This window comes from Azospirillum mesophilum (assembly GCF_053470405.2).
This window is the reverse complement of sequence record NZ_JBPXMQ020000004.1, coordinates 108,721-127,092: the sequence shown is the minus strand read 5'-3', so window position 1 is coordinate 127,092 and position 18,372 is coordinate 108,721. Positions and strand designations below refer to the sequence as shown.

Annotated in this window: 16 protein-coding genes; 5 read left to right on the top strand and 11 right to left on the bottom strand. The window is 70.4% G+C overall.

Features of this window, described 5'->3' with window-relative positions; translation table 11 throughout:
* Positions 1 to 100: 100 nt before the first annotated feature.
* Positions 101 to 970 (bottom strand): LysR family transcriptional regulator, encoded by an 870-nt coding sequence (locus ACSVC7_RS06555; protein ID WP_448203848.1) that lies wholly within the window; start codon positions 968 to 970, stop codon positions 101 to 103.
* 418 nt (positions 971 to 1,388) lie between these two features.
* On the opposite strand from ACSVC7_RS06555, the gene ccoN reads away from it, so the two are divergent.
* The 4 genes from ccoN to ACSVC7_RS06535 all read left to right on the top strand — a co-directional run bounded on the left by ccoN (position 1,389) and on the right by ACSVC7_RS06535 (position 5,021).
* Positions 1,389 to 2,813, top strand: coding sequence for a cytochrome-c oxidase, cbb3-type subunit I (gene ccoN, locus ACSVC7_RS06550; protein WP_448203963.1), 1,425 nt, complete (start codon positions 1,389 to 1,391; stop codon positions 2,811 to 2,813).
* A 93-nt stretch (positions 2,814 to 2,906) separates the two neighbouring features.
* The gene (locus ACSVC7_RS06545; protein ID WP_448203847.1) at positions 2,907 to 4,067 is read left to right on the top strand and encodes an HPP family protein; all 1,161 of its coding nucleotides are present in this window, start codon (positions 2,907 to 2,909) and stop codon (positions 4,065 to 4,067) included.
* A gap of 388 nt (positions 4,068 to 4,455) precedes the next feature.
* The gene (locus ACSVC7_RS06540; RefSeq protein ID WP_448203846.1) at positions 4,456 to 4,698 is read left to right on the top strand and encodes a hypothetical protein; all 243 of its coding nucleotides are present in this window, start codon (positions 4,456 to 4,458) and stop codon (positions 4,696 to 4,698) included.
* Between the two features lie 5 nt (positions 4,699 to 4,703).
* The gene (locus tag ACSVC7_RS06535) at positions 4,704 to 5,021 is read left to right on the top strand and encodes a type II toxin-antitoxin system RelE/ParE family toxin (RefSeq protein WP_448203845.1); all 318 of its coding nucleotides are present in this window, start codon (positions 4,704 to 4,706) and stop codon (positions 5,019 to 5,021) included.
* A gap of 20 nt (positions 5,022 to 5,041) precedes the next feature.
* Here ACSVC7_RS06535 and ACSVC7_RS06530 read toward each other — a convergent pair whose 3' ends face one another.
* From ACSVC7_RS06530 to ACSVC7_RS06510, 5 genes are all read right to left on the bottom strand, one after another.
* A complete protein-coding gene (locus ACSVC7_RS06530; protein ID WP_448203844.1) occupies positions 5,042 to 5,470 on the bottom strand; it encodes a hypothetical protein in 429 nt (142 codons plus the stop codon).
* Positions 5,471 to 5,565: 95 nt separating this feature from the next.
* Positions 5,566 to 6,051 (bottom strand): DoxX family protein, encoded by a 486-nt coding sequence (locus tag ACSVC7_RS06525; protein ID WP_448203843.1) that lies wholly within the window; start codon positions 6,049 to 6,051, stop codon positions 5,566 to 5,568.
* 3 nt (positions 6,052 to 6,054) lie between these two features.
* Positions 6,055 to 6,852 (bottom strand): HvfC/BufC family peptide modification chaperone, encoded by a 798-nt coding sequence (locus ACSVC7_RS06520; protein ID WP_448203842.1) that lies wholly within the window; start codon positions 6,850 to 6,852, stop codon positions 6,055 to 6,057.
* Complete coding sequence (bufB, locus tag ACSVC7_RS06515; protein WP_448203841.1) at positions 6,842 to 7,732, bottom strand: MNIO family bufferin maturase; 891 nt, start codon at positions 7,730 to 7,732, stop codon at positions 6,842 to 6,844. The genes ACSVC7_RS06520 and bufB overlap by 11 nt, the downstream gene beginning before the upstream one ends.
* A gap of 34 nt (positions 7,733 to 7,766) precedes the next feature.
* Positions 7,767 to 8,102, bottom strand: a complete 336-nt coding sequence (locus tag ACSVC7_RS06510; protein WP_448203840.1) for a BufA1 family periplasmic bufferin-type metallophore — start codon at positions 8,100 to 8,102, stop codon at positions 7,767 to 7,769.
* A 319-nt stretch (positions 8,103 to 8,421) separates the two neighbouring features.
* On the opposite strand from ACSVC7_RS06510, the gene ACSVC7_RS06505 reads away from it, so the two are divergent.
* On the top strand, positions 8,422 to 9,375 hold the full coding sequence (locus ACSVC7_RS06505) for a LysR family transcriptional regulator (protein WP_448203839.1): 954 nt from the start codon (positions 8,422 to 8,424) through the stop codon (positions 9,373 to 9,375).
* A 158-nt stretch (positions 9,376 to 9,533) separates the two neighbouring features.
* Here ACSVC7_RS06505 and ACSVC7_RS06500 read toward each other — a convergent pair whose 3' ends face one another.
* From ACSVC7_RS06500 to ACSVC7_RS06480, 5 genes are read right to left on the bottom strand one after another with little or no spacing between them, the layout of a single operon-like run.
* A complete protein-coding gene (locus ACSVC7_RS06500; protein ID WP_448203838.1) occupies positions 9,534 to 12,224 on the bottom strand; it encodes an MGH1-like glycoside hydrolase domain-containing protein in 2,691 nt (896 codons plus the stop codon).
* A gap of 3 nt (positions 12,225 to 12,227) precedes the next feature.
* A complete protein-coding gene (locus ACSVC7_RS06495) occupies positions 12,228 to 14,303 on the bottom strand; it encodes an amylo-alpha-1,6-glucosidase (protein WP_448203837.1) in 2,076 nt (691 codons plus the stop codon).
* 8 nt (positions 14,304 to 14,311) lie between these two features.
* Positions 14,312 to 16,498, bottom strand: coding sequence for an NAD(P)/FAD-dependent oxidoreductase (locus ACSVC7_RS06490; RefSeq protein ID WP_448203836.1), 2,187 nt, complete (start codon positions 16,496 to 16,498; stop codon positions 14,312 to 14,314).
* 3 nt (positions 16,499 to 16,501) lie between these two features.
* Entirely contained in the window at positions 16,502 to 18,094 is a 1,593-nt protein-coding gene (locus tag ACSVC7_RS06485; RefSeq protein WP_448203835.1) for an FAD-dependent oxidoreductase, read from the bottom strand.
* Entirely contained in the window at positions 18,081 to 18,371 is a 291-nt protein-coding gene (locus ACSVC7_RS06480; protein ID WP_448203834.1) for a hypothetical protein, read from the bottom strand. Before ACSVC7_RS06480 ends, ACSVC7_RS06485 begins: the two co-directional genes overlap by 14 nt.
* Position 18,372 lies beyond the last annotated feature (1 nt).

The window sequence follows — 18,372 nt, the reverse complement described above, 5'->3', positions numbered from 1 at the left end:
GGTCCGCGCCGTCATGACCCGAGCCATGGACGCAAAGAGCCTAGCCGGGCCGCCCGCCAGCGTCCATGACGTGGGTCAGGATCACCCCCATGTGGTCGGGCTACCGCGAAAGAGCGGCGCAGGGAGCGACGCCCGGCTGGACGATGGCCCGCAGGCCTTCGAGCGCCGTGTCCAGAACGTCCGTGTCGGCCTCCGCCGGGTGGACGGCGTAGATGGGCAGGCTGAAGGGGTGGGCTTCGGGGATGATCTCCCCGATGCCCTGGTCGATCAGGGGCTGGACGAGTCCGCGCGGGAAATGCCCGGTTCCCCCGCACCGCTTCACGTAATCGAGCCCCAGCGTGCCGACCCCGATGGACAGGGGCGTGGACAGGATCTCCGGATGGCGCAGGCGGAGGCTGCGCTGGAATTCGTCGCCCCAGTCGATGTGGACGTAATGCCCCTCCTCATCGTCGGCCGCAGTGCCCGGATCGGGCGTGATCTTCAGCAGGACCAGCTCCTCCTCCAGCAGCAGTTGGACGGTCAGTCCCGGCACGGCGCGCGGCGAGTAGAGGATGGTGAGGTCGAGCGTCCCGTCCTGAAGCCGCTGGAGCAGGTCGTCCGCCAGCCCGACCTCGCACCGCAGGGCGATGTCGCCGGCGTTGCGCCGCATCCAGGGGATCCAGCGGTTCAGCATGCGGTTCCACAGCCCGGCCTCGCTGCCGATGCGCAGCAGCGCCCGGTGCCCGCGCGGCAGGGCGGCCTCCTGCCGGGCCTGTTCCCACAGCCGGACCATGGCGATGGCGTGCCGCTGGAAGCGCGTCCCGGCGGCGGTCAGCGTGGCGCCGTTCTTGTTGCGCACGAAGAGCGGGCAGCCGAGCTGCTCCTCCAGCTGGCGGATGCGCGTGCTGACCGTGGATTGGGTCACGTGCAGCCGTTCCGCGGCGGCCACGAAGCTGCCCGCCCTCGTCACCTCCAGGAAGGTGCGCGCCATTTCCGTATCCATGTCCCCTCGCCGCCGGTGGAGCGTCCGGAGTCTTTCATATCGATAAACCCGATATGAATCATCGAACAAATTCGCTTTTCCAGCGCTTAGACGCGACCTAGGCTTTGCGCAACCAAGCCAGCCCCGGACACAACCGGGGAGCCTCCGCCGCTTTCCGGCCGCCGCATCCACCCCTGCCCGATGGTGGGCGTGGTTGGCCGGGAGCGTTTCCCGACCAACGCACGGCGACCGGGCCGCCCCCACGGGCGGCGGATTCGTCGCGCGCGCCCGCGACGGCACGAGGACCTTCATGACCGAACTTGCAATAATCGGACTTGCAACCGCCACAACACCGGCCGAACGCCCAGCTTTCGACCGCCCGGCCTTCCACCCCTCCGAATACGCCGTGGGCGACGCCGTCATCCGGATGTTCGTCAAGGCGTCCCTGTTCTGGTGCGTCGCCGGACTGCTGATGGGCGTCTGGGTGGCGCTGGTGCTGGTTTTCCCCTCGCTGAACCTCGGCCTGGAATGGACCAGCTTCGGCCGCATCCGGCCGATGCACACGACGCTGGTCGTTTACGCCTTCACCGGCAACGCGCTGTTCGGCTCCTCCTTCTTCGTGGCGCAGCGCACCTGCCGCACCGGCCTGTGGGGCAGCCGGGAGCTGCACCAGCTCCTGTTCTGGGCCTACCAGATCTTCATCCTGCTGGCCGTCACCGGCTACCCGTTGGGTGCCACGCAGGGCAAGGAGTATGCGGAGTTCGAGTGGTACACCGACCTGTTCCTGCTGGGCGTTTGGTCGCTCTACCTGGTCATCCTGGCGGGCACGATCCGGCAGCGGCGTGAGACGCACATCTATGTGGCGATGTGGTTCTTCCTGGCCTTCGGCATCGTCGTGGCGATGGTGCACACGGCCAACAACCTCGCGGTCCCCGTCTCCTTCACCGGGACGAAGAGCTACCCACTGTTCTCCGGCGTGCAGGACGCCATGCTGCAATGGTGGTTCGGGCACAACATCGTCGGCTTCTTCCTGACCGCCGGCGTCGTCGGCATGATGTACTACTTCGTGCCCAAGCAGGCGGAGCGGCCGGTCTATTCGTACCGCCTGTCGATCGTGCACTTCTGGTCGCTGGTCTTCCTCTACATCTGGGCCGGTCCGCACCACCTGCACTACACCGCCCTTCCGGAATGGGCGCAGACGCTGGGCATGACCTTTTCGGTCATGCTGTGGATGCCGTCCTGGGGCGGCATGATCAACGGCATCATGACCCTGTCGGGCGCCTGGGACAAGCTGCGCACCGACCCGGTCCTGCGCTTCCTCGTCACGTCGGTGGCCTTCTACGGCATGTCGACCTTCGAAGGCCCGCTGATGGCGATCAAGCCGGTCAACGCGCTGTCTCACTACACCGACTGGACCGTCGGCCACGTGCACTCCGGGGCGCTGGGCTGGGTGGGCTTCATGCTGTTCGGCTCGCTCTACCACCTCGTCCCGCGCCTGTGGGGGCGTGAGCGGCTCTATTCGCGGGCGCTGGTCAGCCTGCATTACTGGACCGCCAGCGTCGGCATCCTGCTGTACATCACCGCCATGTGGGTGTCCGGCATCATGCAGGGCCTGATGTGGCGCGCCTACGACAGCCTGGGCTTCCTGCAATACTCCTTCGTGGAGACGGTCGCGGCCTCGCACCCCTTCCAGGCCATCCGCGCGGTGGGCGGGGCGCTGTTCCTGGCCGGTGCCCTGATCATGGTCTACAACCTCGTCCGCACCATGCGTGGCGACGCGGCGGCGGAGCGCCGGCCGGCCGGCGGAACCGCGGCCAGCAGCACCGCGGCCATCGGGGCGGCGGCGCACTGACCGGGCCTATGCCCATTTCCGCCTTGACCTCAAGTTAGGTTGAGGTTCTAGGCTGGGTCCACGGGTTCGCCACTTCCTGGGAGAGTGAGGGGAATGAGTCGTAAGAGAAGGCTTCTGCTGCGCCGTTGGGTGATCCTCCTGTCAAAAAAACAAACATTCCGTCGCCGTATCGCTCTTTTCCGCCCCATTCTTCCCGGTGCCAACCTGCGGGACCGCCTCTTCGCCTGCTTCGGTGCCATGCTCGGCATCGCGGCGACGGGGCTGCTGTGCCACAACCTGCTGAAGTACATCACGACCGCGCCGGAGCTGGTCGCCCCGATGGGGGCCTCGGCGGTGCTGCTGTTCGCGGTGCCCGCCAGCCCGCTGGCCCAGCCCTGGCCGATCATCGGCGGCAACACCCTGTCGGCGCTGGTCGGGGTGCTGGTCGCGGCCCTCGTGCCGGACCCGATGCTGGCCGGCGCCGTCGCGGTGGCGCTGGCGATCGCCGTGATGTCGGTGACGCGCTGCCTGCACCCGCCGGGCGGGGCGGCGGCGCTGACCGCCGTGCTCGGCGGGCCGGCGGTGGCGTCGGCGGGGTTCGGCTTCGCCTTCGTACCGGTCGCGGTGAACTCGATCCTGCTGGTCACCGCGGGGCTGATGTTCCACCGCTGGTCCGGCCATTCCTACCCGCACCGTCCCGCCGCCAAGCCCGCCAACGCGCACCGCACCAACGATCCGCCGCCCCAGATGCGGGTGGGCGTCACCGCGACGGACGTGGACGACGCCATCCTGAAGCTCGGCGAGGCGCTGGACGTGAGCCGCGAGGACCTGAGCGCGCTGCTCGTCCAGGCGGAACTCCACGCCATGGAGCGGCTGCACGCCGACGTGTCCTGCGGCGACGTCATGTCCCGCGACGTGGTCGCGGTGGACGCCGTCGATCCCCCGCAGGTCGCCCGCAAGCGGCTGGTCGAGCACGCCTTCCACACGCTGCCGGTGGTCGACGACCGCAACCGGGTGGTCGGCGTGATCGGCCACGCGCAACTCGCCAAGGACGGCGCGCGCGTCGTCGACATCATGGAGCCGGCACTGCTGGAGCGGCCCGACACGCCGGCCTTCCGCCTCCTCGGCCCGTTGTCCGGCGGCCGCCGGCACGAGGCGATGATCGTGGGCGAGGATGGTCGGTTGCTGGGCGTGGTGACGCAGACCGACCTGCTGATGATCCTCGCCCGCACGGCCCTGTCCCGCCCGGTTCCGGCCACGGAGGGCGCGGCGTAAGCGGTGCCTGCCGCGCGTTGGGCATCGTTGGGCGGATTGCGCGGTGCGCCGGTCCTGCACAATGGGAAGAACGGGGCGTTTTCCGTTTTATCCCAAGCGCTTGAGCCGTTCGTTTGAACACGCATCGTTGTGCACCGGATGCACAACGATGCGGCCTTTTTCCCCCTCGCCCGGCTCCGCTGGGAGAGGAGTGAAATGCGCGGAAGGTGGCGTGGGGGCGCACGAAGCATGGCTCGGCCCGTGATGGCCCAAGAGTAGCGCGATTGATGAAACGCTTCAAGAACACCGAAAGGGACGAGAGCGTCTTGGGGGCCAAGCGCCTTCGAAGGGGACATTGCCCGAACAGCGTCCCGGCTGTTACTCTCTGGAGAGACCAGGGAGAATGGGCATGGGTTTGATTCTGCCGCGCGATATCGAACGGATGGCCGAACGCCGGGCTGCGGAAGCCGGTTTTCGGGACGCGGCGGATTATGTTGCCCATCTGGTTGCCGCTGATGCCCGCGACACGGCCGATGCCGCCTTGGAGGCCGCTCTGCTGGAGGGGCTTGAGGGCGACGGCGAGGAATGGGACCCGGAAGCCATCCGCGCGGAATGCCGGGCCTCTCTGGCGGCCGCCCGGAAGGGTGCCTGACCACCTTGCGCATCGTTTCGAGCCCGCGCGCGAGGAAGGACATCCAGGACCACTTCACCTACATCGGCTTGCGGGACGAAGTCGCAGCGGAGCGGTTCCTCGACGCTGTCAACCACACCTTCTTGCGGTTGGCCGAACACCCCGACATCGGCTCCACCCGGCTGTGGCGGAATCCAGCGCTCCATGGCATTCGGGCTTGGCCGGTGGCGGGCCATGACCGCCATATCGTCTATTACCGCCGCCAGTCATCGGACAGCCTCAGAATCCTTCGCGTCCTGCACGGAGCGGTGCCCCCGGAGGGCGTTCTGCGAACGCCGGACTGACCATCGGCCGCCCAGCCGGATCACCCGCGGCGATAAGGTCCCAGGAACAGGTCGCCCGCCGCGCGGCGCAGCATCACGGTGATCCGGACTTGCCGGAGGTGGTGCGGGCGGGCGTGGAGGAGGTGGCAGGGCTGGCACAATGCCCGCAGGTTTTCCGGGGCGTTGTTGGCCGGGTCGTGGTCGATGTGGCAGCAGGCGAGCCGGACCGCCTTTTCCTTCACCTGGCAGGCCTCGACGATGTCGGGCCAGGAGGCCGGGCGGCCATGACGGTCGCGCCAGGTGCCGGCGTCGGCGTCCCACCAGCGCCCATCGGCCAGACAGCGCACCCGTTCCCCGTGGGGGCGTCCGCATTGCTCGCACCGTCCTCCGGCCCGGTCGAACCGGATCGCGGCGGAGATGATCGGCCAGTCGGTCGGGAAGAAAGCGCGCGTCTCGGGACGGGTCGGCATCGGCAAGGCTCTCTATGGGACGCCGATTCTGCCTGAAAGTGAATCCGGGTTCCAGAGGAAGCGTGCTCCGCTACCCCAGATGAGTCCCGGTGGGATCAGCCGATGCGGCGCGCGCGGCTGCGGATCAGCTGGTCGAGCGACAGCGGGCCGGGGCCGTGCACGACGACGGCGAGCAGCAGGAACATCCAGTAGACGTGCTCCACGGAATCATAGGCCGGGTTGGCCGCGCCCAGGACGAACTGGATCACCAGCGCCATGCCGAGCAGCGGCAGGGCGGCCAGCCGCGTCATCAGCCCGGCGACGAGCAGGACCGGCATCCCGAGTTCGAAGGTCGTGCCGAGCAGGGCCGCCGCGTCGGGCGGCAGCAGCGGGACCCGGTATTCCTCCTGGAACAGCAGGACGGTGGTGTCCCAGTCCTGGATCTTCGTCAGGCCGGACAGGAAGAAGACGCGCGCGATCCACAGCCGGATCGCCAGTTGCAGCAGCGGCGCCCCCCAGCCGTTCAGGCGGGCGACGGCGGTGTCCGCCAGGGCGGTCAGGCCGTGCGGGGCGGAGAGACGGGCGATGGTGGCGTGCGTCATGGCTCAGGCCTCATCGGTGGAGTTGGGGGTGGAGTTGGGGTTGGCAGTGGTGAAGGCGGTGAAGGTGCCCAGTTGCAGGTGGGCCAGCAGCGTGCTCTGAAGGTCGAAGCCGGCTTCCGTCCCGGCCGCCGCCAGGGCGGCGTGGGACAGGTCCGCCCCGGCCGACAGGGCCATCAGCAGGGTCAGCTCGCCCGGCCCGAGCGTGACGGACTGCACCTCCAGCAGCGGGCGGACGATCAAGATATACTGGGGCAGGATGCGCTGGGGCTCGGCGGCCGGAGCCGGGCTTTCGCCTAGGCGCAGCGCGTCCCACAGGTCCAGCACCGCCCAGGCGCAGGTCAGCAGGTGCGCCGAGGGGTGCAGCGCGAGGCGGAGCGTGGCGTAGCGCTCGGCCGGCAGGGCGCGCAGGGTGGCGATGTCGAGGATTGGCGCATCAGCCGCGAAGTAGGCGGTGTTCCACGCCCATTCGAAGCGGGCCATCTCGCCGGCCGCCGGACAGCCGGGGACTGCGCGGTCGAGGTGGCCGGGAAAGCGGTCGCCGTAGGCCAGCAGGTGCGGCACGCGCGGCGGGTGCCGGCGCACGAAGCGCAGAGCCGCCGAACGGAACGCCGCGTCCCCCAGCAGCCGCGCCGTCATTGGAAAGGCCGCCTCCAGCGCCTCGACCAGCGAGCCGACGACGTTGTTGGCATAAATGGCGAAGCGCAGCGGCGCCGGGATGTCGTCGTCAACGACGCCGGGGGGAAGGCCAGTGCCGGCGCTCAGCAGTTCGCGGCGCATGGCGGCTTGCAGGTCACGCAGCATGGCGCGCCTCCGAGGCCGTGCGGGCGAGAAGGCGGTCGGCCCGCACGGCCTCGGCCAGCAGCACCGGCAGTTCCGGCACGCGGGTGTCCCATTCGACCAGCACCGGGCGCGGGCCGGTGCGGCGCAGGGCCTCGGCCAGCAGGTCCCAGACCGGGTCGGCGACGGTGCTGCCGTGGTCGTCGATCAGCAGCGTGCCGCGGCCAGTGTCGTGGACGGCGTGCCCGGCGACGTGGATCTCGCCCACCGCGCCGGCGGGAAGGGCGGACAGGCAGTGCAGCGGGTCGAGGCCGACGTTGTGGGCGCTGACGTGGATGTTGTTGACGTCCAGCAGCAGGCCGCAGCCGGTGCGGCGGGCCAGCTCGGCCAGGAATTCGGGCTCCGGAATGGTCGATTGGGCGAAGCTGAGGTAGCGGGACGGGTTTTCCACCAGGATCGGGCGCTTCAGCGCCTCCTGCACTTGCTCCACGTTGCGGCGGACGGTTTCCAGGGCTTCCTCCGTGTAGGGCAGGGGCAGCAGGTCGTTGAGGTAGGCGCCCCCGGCGCTGCTCCAGGCCAGATGGTCGGAGACCAGCTCCGGCTGAAGGCGGGCGTAGAGCACCGCCAGCCGCTCCAGGTGGCGGGGATCGACGCCGTCGGCGGAGCCGAGCGACAGGCCGACGCCGTGGCAGCTCAGCGGGAAGTCCCGGCGGATGGCCTCCAGCGCCCGCAGGCGGGGGCCGCCGGCCGCCAGATAGGTCTCGCTGTGCACCTCGATCCAGGCCACGTCGGGGGGAGCGGTCAGGAAGTCCGCGACGTGGCGGTGCCGCAGCCCGACGCCCGCACGCGGGGGGATGGAGGGGGAAGGGGACGGGGCGGGGGCTGTGCTGGTCGGGGGATGCATGGCGAGGGGTCTCCGGCGGTCGGCGGGGTCCGGATCAGCTCTTCTTCTGGGGGGCGGCGTCGGCCTTGGTCATGTCCTTGGGCATGCCGACGCCCTGGAAGGAGGCCAGCTTGCCGCCCATGTCGGTGCAGACGCCCGCGCGGACCGCACGCCACTCGCCGCCGTCGTAATCCTTGGTGGACTGGCCGGCACAGGAATGGGTGCCGGCCTCGTTGGCGCAGCTGTTCTGGCCCGCCTTGGAAATGCCGTAGCACTTCTCCAGGCCGCTGGCCTCCGCGGCGGCCGCGCTGGTGGCCGGAAGCAGGGACGCCATCGACAGGGCACCGGCCAGAGCGGCGGCAATCGTCAGGCCATTGGTCTTTTCGGTCATCGGTCATCTCCTTTGGTTGTCTCTCCCGCCATGGGGAGTGGTTGACGAACCCAAAGTATTCGTTGTCCGAAACGACCTGAAATGCTTTGGTCCTATTGTCTGCATAGCCGTCGGCTATGGGCCATTCGGCAGGAAAAGCGGATTTCAATCCGCTTTGGACCGCGACGGCGGACCCGGACGCCCATGCGTCCGAAGCCCGGCCTCTCGCGGGAACGAAGTTCCCGCTGGCGGCAGGCGGATGCCACGGGCATCCGCTGAGAGCCGGCAAGTGAGGCCATTTGAATCCAAAGCGAACGACAGTTCGCTTTAGGAGGTTGCGATGGAGATGCACCAGATCCGCTACTTCCTCGCCGTCGCGGAGACCCTGAACTTCACGCGCGCGGCGGAGCAGTGCAACGTCACCCAGCCGTCGCTGACCCGTGCCATCCAGAAGCTGGAGGACGAAATGGGCGGGCTGCTCTTCAGCCGGGAGCATCACAACACCCACCTGACGGAGCTCGGCCGGCTGGTCCAGCCGCATCTGGAGGCGATCTACAGCACCAACGCCGCCGTGCTGGCGGAGGCGAAGCAGTACCGCTCCATGGACCGCGCGCCGCTGAAGCTGGGGGTGATGTGCACGATCAGCCCGGCGCGGCTGGTCGGCTTCTTCGAGCAATTGAAGACGCGCGTTCCCATGCTGGACCTGATGATCCGCGACCTGCCGGCCAAGCCGCTGGTGGAGGCGCTGATCGCGGGGGACCTGGACGTGGCGCTGGTGGCGCTGCCCTCCTTCCCGGAGCGCTGCACGGTCAAGCCGCTGTTCACCGAGCGCTACATGATCGCCTTCCCCAAGGGCCACCGGTTCGACGCGATGAACGCCGTCCCCCTGGGCGAGTTGGACGGCGAGGACTACCTGCAGCGCATCCACTGCGAGTTCCGCTACCATTTCGAGGCGCTGAACGTCCCGAAGCGGCACACCGTGAACGTCCGCTACCACAGCGAGCGGGAGGACTGGGTTCAGGCGATGATCGCCGCCGGCATGGGCTGCGCGGTGATGCCGGAGCATCTGGCGATCCTGCCGGGCCTGTCCACGCGGGTCATCATCGACCCGGAGGTGTCGCGCACCGTGTCGCTGGTCACCGTCGCCGGCCGCCGCTTCACCCCCGTGGAGCAGGTCGCCATCCGCATGGCCCAGACCTACCGCTGGGATGGTGCTGAGACGCGGGGCGGGGCGATGGGGTGGTGTGATGTGGAGGTGGGGGAGAGCGCGATGCCCCCTCCCTCCCACGCTTGACAGCGTGGGTCCCTCCCTCCCCCGCTCTCGGCGGACCCAAGGGTCCGCCTGCCGCGTCAGCGCAAACCAAAGGTTTGCGCGAGAGCTGCGCGGGAGAGGGGAACCGGCCCCCTCCACCGCCAAAGGCGGGGGAGGGTTGGGGAGGGGGCAACCGTCAGCTACGCGTCCACCACCTCATCCCCGCTGTGCGCCTTCCAATAATCCGGAATGTCGGTCCGGTAGCGCCGCATCACGAGGTTGGCGAGCAGGCCGGTCCAGCCGGTCTGGTGGGACGCCCCCAATCCCTGGCCGGTGTCGGCGTGGAAATACTCGTAGAACAGCAGCAGGTCGCGCCAGTGCGGGTCCTCGTCGAAAGGGGGCTGGGTGCGGTAGACCGGGCGGCGGCCGGTCTCGTCGGGGCGGTAGAGGGAGACGAGGCGGTCGGCGATCAGGGTGGCGATCTCCTTCAGCGTCAGCTCCCGGCCGCCCAGGCAGGGCACCGGCACGCGGAAGGCGTCGCCCAGGAAGCGGTGGAACTTCTCCAGCGACTGCACCAGCGTGTAGTTCACCGGCATCCACACCGGCCCCCGCCAGTTGGAATTGCCGCCGAACAGGCCGGAAGTGCTCTCGCCCGGCACATACTCGATCAGCGCTTGCCCGACGCCGGGAAGGTCGCCCAGATGCTGGTGCACGGCGTGGATGCGGCTGACGCTGCGGATGCCGTAGTCGGACAGGAACTGGTCGCGGTCCAGGAGGCGTTGCAGGATGCGCGGCAGCATCGTGTGGTCGGCCAGCGCCAGCAGATGCTCGCCCCGGTCGTTCTCCCAGTCCGGGCAGGCGCAGACGTAGCTGCCCTGGAACTTGCCGCCGCGATGCTCGGTCAGCTTGCGGCGGAAGCGCGGCACCTTTTCCAGCAGGCGGCGGTCCACGACCTCGGTCGCGAAGAGCGGGATCAGACCGACCATGGAATAGACGTCGACGCGGGACACCTTGCCGTCCGGGCAGACGATCAGGTCCTTGAAGAAGCCGTCCTCCCCGTCCCACAGCGAGACGACGCCGGGCGCGTGTCCCCCGATGGCGTTGGCGATGGCGAGGAACTGTTCGTAGATCTGGATCGCGATGTCCTCGTAGTCGGGATCCTCCGCCGCCAGTTCCAGCGCCATGACCACCATGTTCAGCGCGAACATCGCCATCCAGCCGGTGGCGTCGGCCTGCTTCAGGCTGTAGCCGGCGGGCAGCGGCTGCGAGCGGTCGAAGACGGAGATGTTGTCGAGGCCGAGGAACCCACCCTCGAACACGTTGTGCCCGTCGGCGTCCTTTCGGTTCACCCACCAGGCGTAGTTCAGCAGCAGCTTGTGGAAGACGCGGTGCAGGAAATGGGTGTCGCCGGCGCCGCGCTGCACCCGCTCCGCCCGGAAGACCTTCAGCGCGGCCATGGCGTGCACCGGCGGATTCACGTCGCCGAAGGCCCACTCGTAGGCCGGGATCTGGCCGTTGGGGTGCAGGAAGCGTTCGGACAGCAGGACCTCGATCTGCTCCTTGGCGAAGTCCACGTCCACCAGCGCCAGCGCTGCGCAGTGGTAGGCGAGGTCCCAGGCCGCGAACCACGGGTATTCCCAGCTGTCGGGCATGGAGATGATGTCGGACGACTTCAGGTGCTTCCAGGAGCGGTTGCGGCCCCCCTTGCGGCTGTCCGGCGGGGGCAGCCGGTCGCCGGCCAGCCAGCGCTCCACATCGTAATGGAAGAACTGCTTGCACCAGATCATGCCGGCCAGCGCCTGCCGGAACACGCGCCGGTCGTCCGTGTCCGCGTCGGGGAGGAGCGCGTCGTAGAAGGCGTCGGCCTCCCGGCCGCGGGCGGCCATGACCTCGGGCGTGCGGACGAAGGGGGCGGACAGGGGCGTTTCGGACAGGACGAGGGTGACGGTGTGCGACTGGCCGGCGGGAACGTCGAGGACGTACCAGGGGGCGGCCTTCGTGCCCTCCCGCGCCAGGTTGACGGCGCCCGTCTCGCCCTGGATCACGCGGCGGTGGAAGGCGTCCTTGACGTACGGTGTGGGGTTGGGCTGGCCCCAGAGGCGTTCGGCGTTGCTTTCGTTTTCGGTGAACAGCAGGTCGGCGGGCTCCGCGCCGTAGAGGTGATAGGCGCCGAGGTCCGGATGCTCGGCGCGGATGGCCCAGGCGGCGCCCTCCGGCGGGTCGAGGGCGCGGAGCTGCGGGCGCGGCGCGCCGTCGGTCCAGCTCCATGTGTTGCGGAACCATAGGGTGGGCAGCAGGTGCAGGGTGGCGGGGTCGGGGCCGCGGTTGGCGGCCTCGATGCGGATGTGGATCTCCGCCGGGCCGGCCTTGGCGTAGGTCACCTCCACGTCCCAGTGGCGGCCCTCGTCGAAGACGCCGCTGTCGAGCAGGCCGAAGGGCGGGTCGGTGCGGCCGCGCATCCGGTTCTCGAAGGTCAGGCGGGCGTAGGGGAATTCGGCCTGCGGGTATTTGTAGAGGTAGCGCAGCCAGCCGTGGCTGGGCGTGGCGTCGCGGTAGAAGTAGTATTCCTTCACGTCCTCGCCCCGGTTGCCCTCGTTGCCGGTCAGGCCGAAGGCGCGCTCCTTCAGGATCGGGTCGCGGCCGTTCCACAGGGCGAGCGCGAAGCACAGCCGCTGCTGGTCGTCGCTGATGCCGCCCAGCCCGTCCTCGCTCCAGCGGTAGGCGCGGGAGCGGGCCTGATCGTGGCTGAAGTCCTCCCAGGCGGTGCCGTGGGGGCTGTAGTCCTCGCGCACCGTGCCCCAGGCGCGTTCCGACAGGTAGGGTCCCCACAGGCGCCAGTTCTCCGCGCCGGACCGTTGGGATTCGAGGCGTCGTTGTTCGGCGTTGCGCATGGTTCAGGTCCTCCCATTCAATGATTTGGCGCGTTCCAGGCGCCACCAAGCCTCCAGCACGCAGGCGGCGGACCAGGCCTGGACCGGGCAGCCGCGCGGCGCGTGCGGCGGGGCGCCGTCGAAGATCTCGCTGACCTGGCCGAGGGCGGCGTCGGTCAGGTGGTCGGCGATGGGGTCGAGCAGCCGTTGCGCCGCCGCCGCGTCCCCCGTCACCCGGTGCACGGCCAGGGCGTAGGGGCCGAGCAGCCACGCCCAGACCGGCCCCTGGTGGTAGCCGCCGTCGCGCTCCCACACGCCGCCGCGATAATGGCCGCGATAGTCGGGATGGCCGGGCGCGAGGGAGCGCAGGCCGTAGCTGGTCAGCAGCTCCCGCCGGCATTCCTCGACAATGCGGGCCTGGACGGCGGGCTCCAGCGGCGAGTGCGGCAGGCTGACGGCGAGGATCTGGTTGGGGCGGATGGTCGCGTCATCGTCCTTCGGGGCGCCGTTCGGGCCGTCGATGACGTCGTACAGGCCGCCCTCCGGCCGGATGAAGCGGGCGAAGGAGTGCCGCACGCGCTCCGCCGCCTCCGCGTAGGGGGCGGAGGGCTGGCCCAGCCGTTCGGCGAAGCCGGCCATGGCGCGGAGCCCATTGTACCAGAGGGCGTTGATCTCCACCGGTTTGCCGTGGCGGGGCGTGATCACCCAGTCGCCGATCTTGGCGTCCATCCAGGTCAGCTGAAGCCCCGGCTCCCCGGCGCGCAGCAGGCCATCGGCGGGATCCTCCCCGATGCCGTAGCGGGTGCCCCGGCGGTGCCACGCCACGATGTCCGCCAGCACGGGGAAGCTGCCGGCCAGCGCCGCGTCGTCGCCGGTCGCCTCGACATAGGCGCGCCACGCCTCCAGGTACCAGAGGGCGGCGTCCACCGTGTTGTAGTCGGCCCGCTCGCCCGCACCGGGGAAGATGTTGGGCAGCATGCCCCGGTCCACGAAACGGGCAAAGGTCTCCAGGATGCGCCGCGCCGCGTCGGCCCGCCCGGTGGCGAGCGTCAGGCCGGGCAGCGCAATCATGGTGTCGCGGCCCCAGTCGCCGAACCAGGGATAGCCGGCGATCACCGATAGCCCGTCCGGCACCTCCGGCAGGGGGCGGGCGAAGAGGAAGCTGTCGCAGGCCAGCACCAGCCGCCGCACCCAGCCGGGCGCCCCGGCCATCTCCGGCAGTGCGGCGTCGGCGGTGTCGAGGAGGGCGGCGTCCCGCGCGCGGTGGCGGTCCAGCGCGGCGGGGATGTCGGGGTCGGCTTCGGGCTCCACGCTGCCGACGATGCCGGCCCATGCGCCGGGGCGCAGGGCGAGGACGGCTTCCCCGGCGCACAGGTGATGGTCGACGGAGGGAAGGCCGCGTTCCTCCTCGACGGGCAGCAGGAAGTCGGCGTGCCAGTCGCGGCGCGGCTCGATGCGCCCGCCGGGGGCCTGGATCGTCAGGGTGAAGGCGCCGGGCGCGACGACGCGCAAGCGGTCGGGGGCGTCCGCCTCCAACGCCGGTTGGAAGCCGTGGCGGTCGGTGGTGCCGTGGTGGTCGCGGCCGTTGACCAGCAGCGCCACGCGCAGGCGTGCGTCCGGGATGTTACCGCCGTCGGGGGACAGCCGCCACGCGGCGTAGACGGTGTTGGCGCCCGGTTCCAGCCACACGCGCGCCTCGATCCGAAGGCCGGCGACGGCGTGGGTCCAGACCGGCATGCGGCCGTCGAGATGGAAGCTTTCCACAGTCTCGTGCCCGGCGGGGGCGACGGCGCCGCTGGCCCAGCGATTGGTGAACAGGGGATAATCCCGTCCTTCCAGAATCAGCGTGGCGTCCGCCTTGGCGAAGACCACCCGCCGCCCGAGCGGCGGTTCGACGGGCGCGATCAGCAGGCCGTGGTAGCGCCGCGTCAGGCTGCCCGCCACCGTCCCGGCCGCGTAGCCGCCGAGCCCGTTGGCAAGCCACCATTCCCGCCGCTCCGCCTGGGTCAGGTCGCCGCAGACGGCGCGCCCGAAGCGGATCGGCATGACGGCGGGATCTGTGATGGTGGTAGGTGGTGGGCGGGTCATGAGCATGGTCATGTCCTTTCTCATTGGGTTTGTGCGAGCCCGCTTGCCCCCTCCCTAACCCTCCCCCGCTTCGCGGGAGAGGGGATCTGGCCCTCCACCGCGAAGCGGGGGAGGGAGGGGCCCACGAAGTGGGAGGGAGGGGGCACCCGTGAGTGGCCCACCGCCACCCCGCCCGTAATCAGCCGGGTGCCCTGGCGCAGAGTCAGGTAAGCCCAGAACCACTCCACCGCGACGCCCAGGCGGCTGCGCATTCCGGATAGGAAGAGGATGTGCACGACACCCCACAGCCACCAGGCGGGCGCCCCCGTCAGGCGGATCCGGCCGAAGTCGGCGACCGCCGCCTTGCGGCCGATGGTGGCGAGGCTGCCGGCGTGGCGGTAGCGGAAGGGGGCCGGGGCGGGGCGTCCCTCCAGCCGGGCGCGGATGACGCAGGCCGCGTGGGCGCCGCCCTGCTTGGCGGCGGGTGCCAGTCCCGGCACCGGCTGCCCGTCCCAGCCGTCGCTGGCCGCCGTGTCGCCGATGGCGAAGACCTCCGGCAGGCCGGGCACCGACAGGTCCGGCCCGACCTTCACCCGGCCGGCGCGGTCGGCCTCCACCCCCAGCCAGCGCGCGGCGGGGGAGGCGGCGACACCCGCCGCCCAGAAGACGGTGCGCGCCGCGATGCGCCGGCCGGAGACGGTCACGCCGGCCTCGTCCACCGCCTCCACCGCGCTGCCGGTCAGGACGGTGACGCCCAGCGATTCCAGGGACGCCCGGGCGCTGGCGGACAGCGGCTCCGGGAAGGCGGGCAGGAGGCGCGGGGCGGACTGCACCAGCAGCACGCGGGCCTGCGCCGGGTCGATGGCGCGGAACTCGCCCTCCAGCCCGTGGCGGGCCAACTCGGCGATGGCGCCGGCCAGTTCCACCCCGGTCGGGCCGCCGCCGACCACCACGAAGGTCAGGAAGGCGTCGCGCAGGGCGGGGTCGGCGGCGTTCTCCGCCTCCTCGAAGGCGAGCAGCAGGCGGCGGCGGATCTCCGTCGCGTCTTCAACCTTCTTCAGGCCGGGGGCGAAGGGCTCCCACTCCTCGCGGCCGAAATAGCCGTGCCGGGCGCCGGTGGCGAGCACGAGATGGTCGTAGGGAACGGCGCGGCCGTCCTCCAACTCGACGGTGCGGGCTTCGGTGTCCACGCCGGTGACGCGGCCGAGCAGGACGCGGGCGTTGGGCTGGTCGCGCAGCAGGCTGCGGATCGGCATGGCGATGTCGGCGGGCGACAGGCTGGCGGTCGCGACCTGATAGAGCAGCGGCTGGAACAGGTGGTGGTTGCGCCGGTCGATCAGCGTCACCCGGCAGGGCGCCTGCGCCAGACCCCGCACGGCGGCCAGCCCGCCGAAGCCGCCACCGACCACGACGACGTGCGGCGCGTCCTCCGGCAGCGGCGGCGTGATGCCGGCGAGCCTCGGCCAGCGGCGGGCGAGGGCGTGCACCACGATATGGTCGAGCGACAGGGGGCCGGGGCCGAAGACGAAGATCAGACCCAGCGCCATCAGCCCATAGGATTGGCCGTCACCCAGCATCGCGGCCATTAGCGGCAACGTTGCCAGCCGCGTTCCGAGGCCAAGCGCCAGCAGAAGGCCGCAGGCCGCCGCGACAGGCGAGTCGGAGCGAAGGGCGACGGCCGCCATCAGCAACCGGACCAGCAGCGCGACCGGCGGCCCGCCGAGGCGCGTGACGGTGCGCAGAGCGTTCGCGATCGAGCGCGCGAAGGGCAGGGCGCTGCCCGGCAGGCCGCGCGCCAGCCTCCGGTCGAGCGACAGCGGCCCGGCGCCCATCACCACGAACCAGGACAGCAGCGCGGCCTGGAACAGATGCTGGTCCAGCGGTCGGTAGGCGACCTGCGCCACCAGCACCAGCGCCAGCATGGGCAGCGCCGCGAGGCGGGTCGCGAGGCCGAGCAGCAGCAGGGGCGGGCACAGAAGCTCCACCCCCGCGCCGACCCAGGCGGCGGTCACCGGGTCGAGCCAGGACACCGGATACTCAAAGCGGGCGAGATAGAGCGCCTGGTCCCAGTCGTGCAGCTTCACGGCCCCCGATAGCCAGAAGGCTTGTGCCAGCCACAGGCGAATGGTGAGGTCCAGCGCCGGCCCGGCGGTCTTCTGCGCGAGCGACAGCGCGTCGCGGGCGGCGGTGGCAATGACGATGGGGGTGCGGAGGACGCGGTCACTCATGGCTCATCTCCGATGTGATACGGTCGCGCCCAGCCGCTCGATCAGGTGGTCGCCGACGCGGATGGCGTTGGCGATGATGGTCAGCGTCGGGTTCACCGCCGCGCTGGAGGGGAAGAAGCTGGAATCGACGACGTAGAGGTTGTCCAGGTCGTGGGCCTTGCAGGTCACGTCCAGCGCCGAGGTTTCCGGGTCGTGGCCGAAGCGGATGGTGCCGTTCTGGTGGCCGGTGCCGGCGACGGGGATGCGCTTGCCGAAATAGGCCTCGCGCGGGATCAGCGTGCGCTCGCAGCCGATGTGCCGCAGCAGCGTCTTCAGCTTGGCGGTCAGGCGGTCGTGCGCCTCCACGTTGTTGGGCGTGTAGCGCAGCGTGATGCGCCCGTCGCGCCCCACCTCCACCCGGTTTTCGGGATCGGGCAGGTCCTCCGACGTCAGCCAGAAGTCCAGCGCGTGGGACGCGAACCGCTCCGCCGCCGCGCCGGGCAGCAGGCCGTGGCTTTCGGCGGAAAACATCGCCGCGTCGGTCTTGCCCAGCATCTGGATGTGGCCGAGCGGAAAGTCCCAGTCGTCCGCGCCGAAATAAAAGTCGTTGAGGCCCAGCGTCTTCTGGAAGCGCGTCGGGTTCGGCCGCCGCGACACGGCGATCAGCGCGGAGTTCAGGTGGCACATGTAATGCCGCCCGACCACGCCCGACCGGTTGGCGAGCCCGCCCGGATGCCGGTCGTTGGCGGAGCGCAGCAGCAGGGCCGCCGAGTTGATCGCCCCGCAGGACACCACCACGATGTCGGCCCGGTGGGTTTCCTCCACCCCGTTGCGGCGGACAACCACGCCGGTGACCTCCCGGCCGGACGGGCTGGTTTCCAGCCGTTCCACATGGGCGCCGGTCAACAGCGTGACGTTGGGGTGCTCCAGCGCCGGGGCGACGCAGGTGGTGTGCGCGTCCGCCTTGGCCTGCACGAGGCAGGGGAAGCCGTCGCAGGTGGAACAGCGCACGCAGGCGCTGGCCTGCGGGCGGGCCTCGTCCAGGCGGATGCCGACGGGCAGCGGGAAGGGGCGGTGGCCGGCGCGCCGCAGGTCGTCGAACAGCTCCTGGATGCGCGGCTCGTGACTGACCGGCGGGTGCGGGTAGGGATCGGCGCCGGGAGGCTCCGTCGGGTCGCTGCCGCGCTCCCCATGCACGCAATAGAGCCGCTCCGCCCGCGTGTAGTAGGGGGCGAGGTCGGCGTAGATGATCGGCCAGGGCGGCGAGACACCGGCCTTGTGATGCAGTGGGCCGAAGTCGCGCTCCCGCAGGCGGAACAGCACGGCGCCGTAGAATTTCGTGTTGCCGCCGACGCAATAGTGCGTGCCGGGTTGGAAGGGGCGGCCGTCCTTGTCGAACCAGGTCTCCGGCGCCTTGTACTTGCCCTCCACCACCACGGCGCGGGAATCCCAGTTGTCGCGCTCGCGGGGCAGGAAGTCGCCGCGCTCCAGCAGCAGAATGCGCTTGCCGGTCGGGGCCAGATGGTGGGCCAGCGTGCCGCCGCCGGCCCCCGTTCCGATGATGATGACGTCGTAGCGGCCGTTCGGGTCCGTTGGTGACCTGTCAGTTTGTGGCATGGATCCCTCCCTGTTCGACGCCGCGCAGCGGGCTGCGGGCCGGCTGGCCGCAGAAGATGCAGCGGCTGTGCGGGTCGTGGTTCAGCTTGGCGCAGCGCACGGGGTGGAGGCCGGGCAGGCGGCGGCGCCACGGCGTAAATCCACGCCGCCGTCCACATGCCGCTGGGCACACCCCGCCGGGCACCGCCGAGGCCAGCGTACGGGCCGGGTTGATGCTCATCTCCATCAGATATTCCGGCAGATATTCCGGCCAGTGGCTTCGGAATGCCTCGCCCATG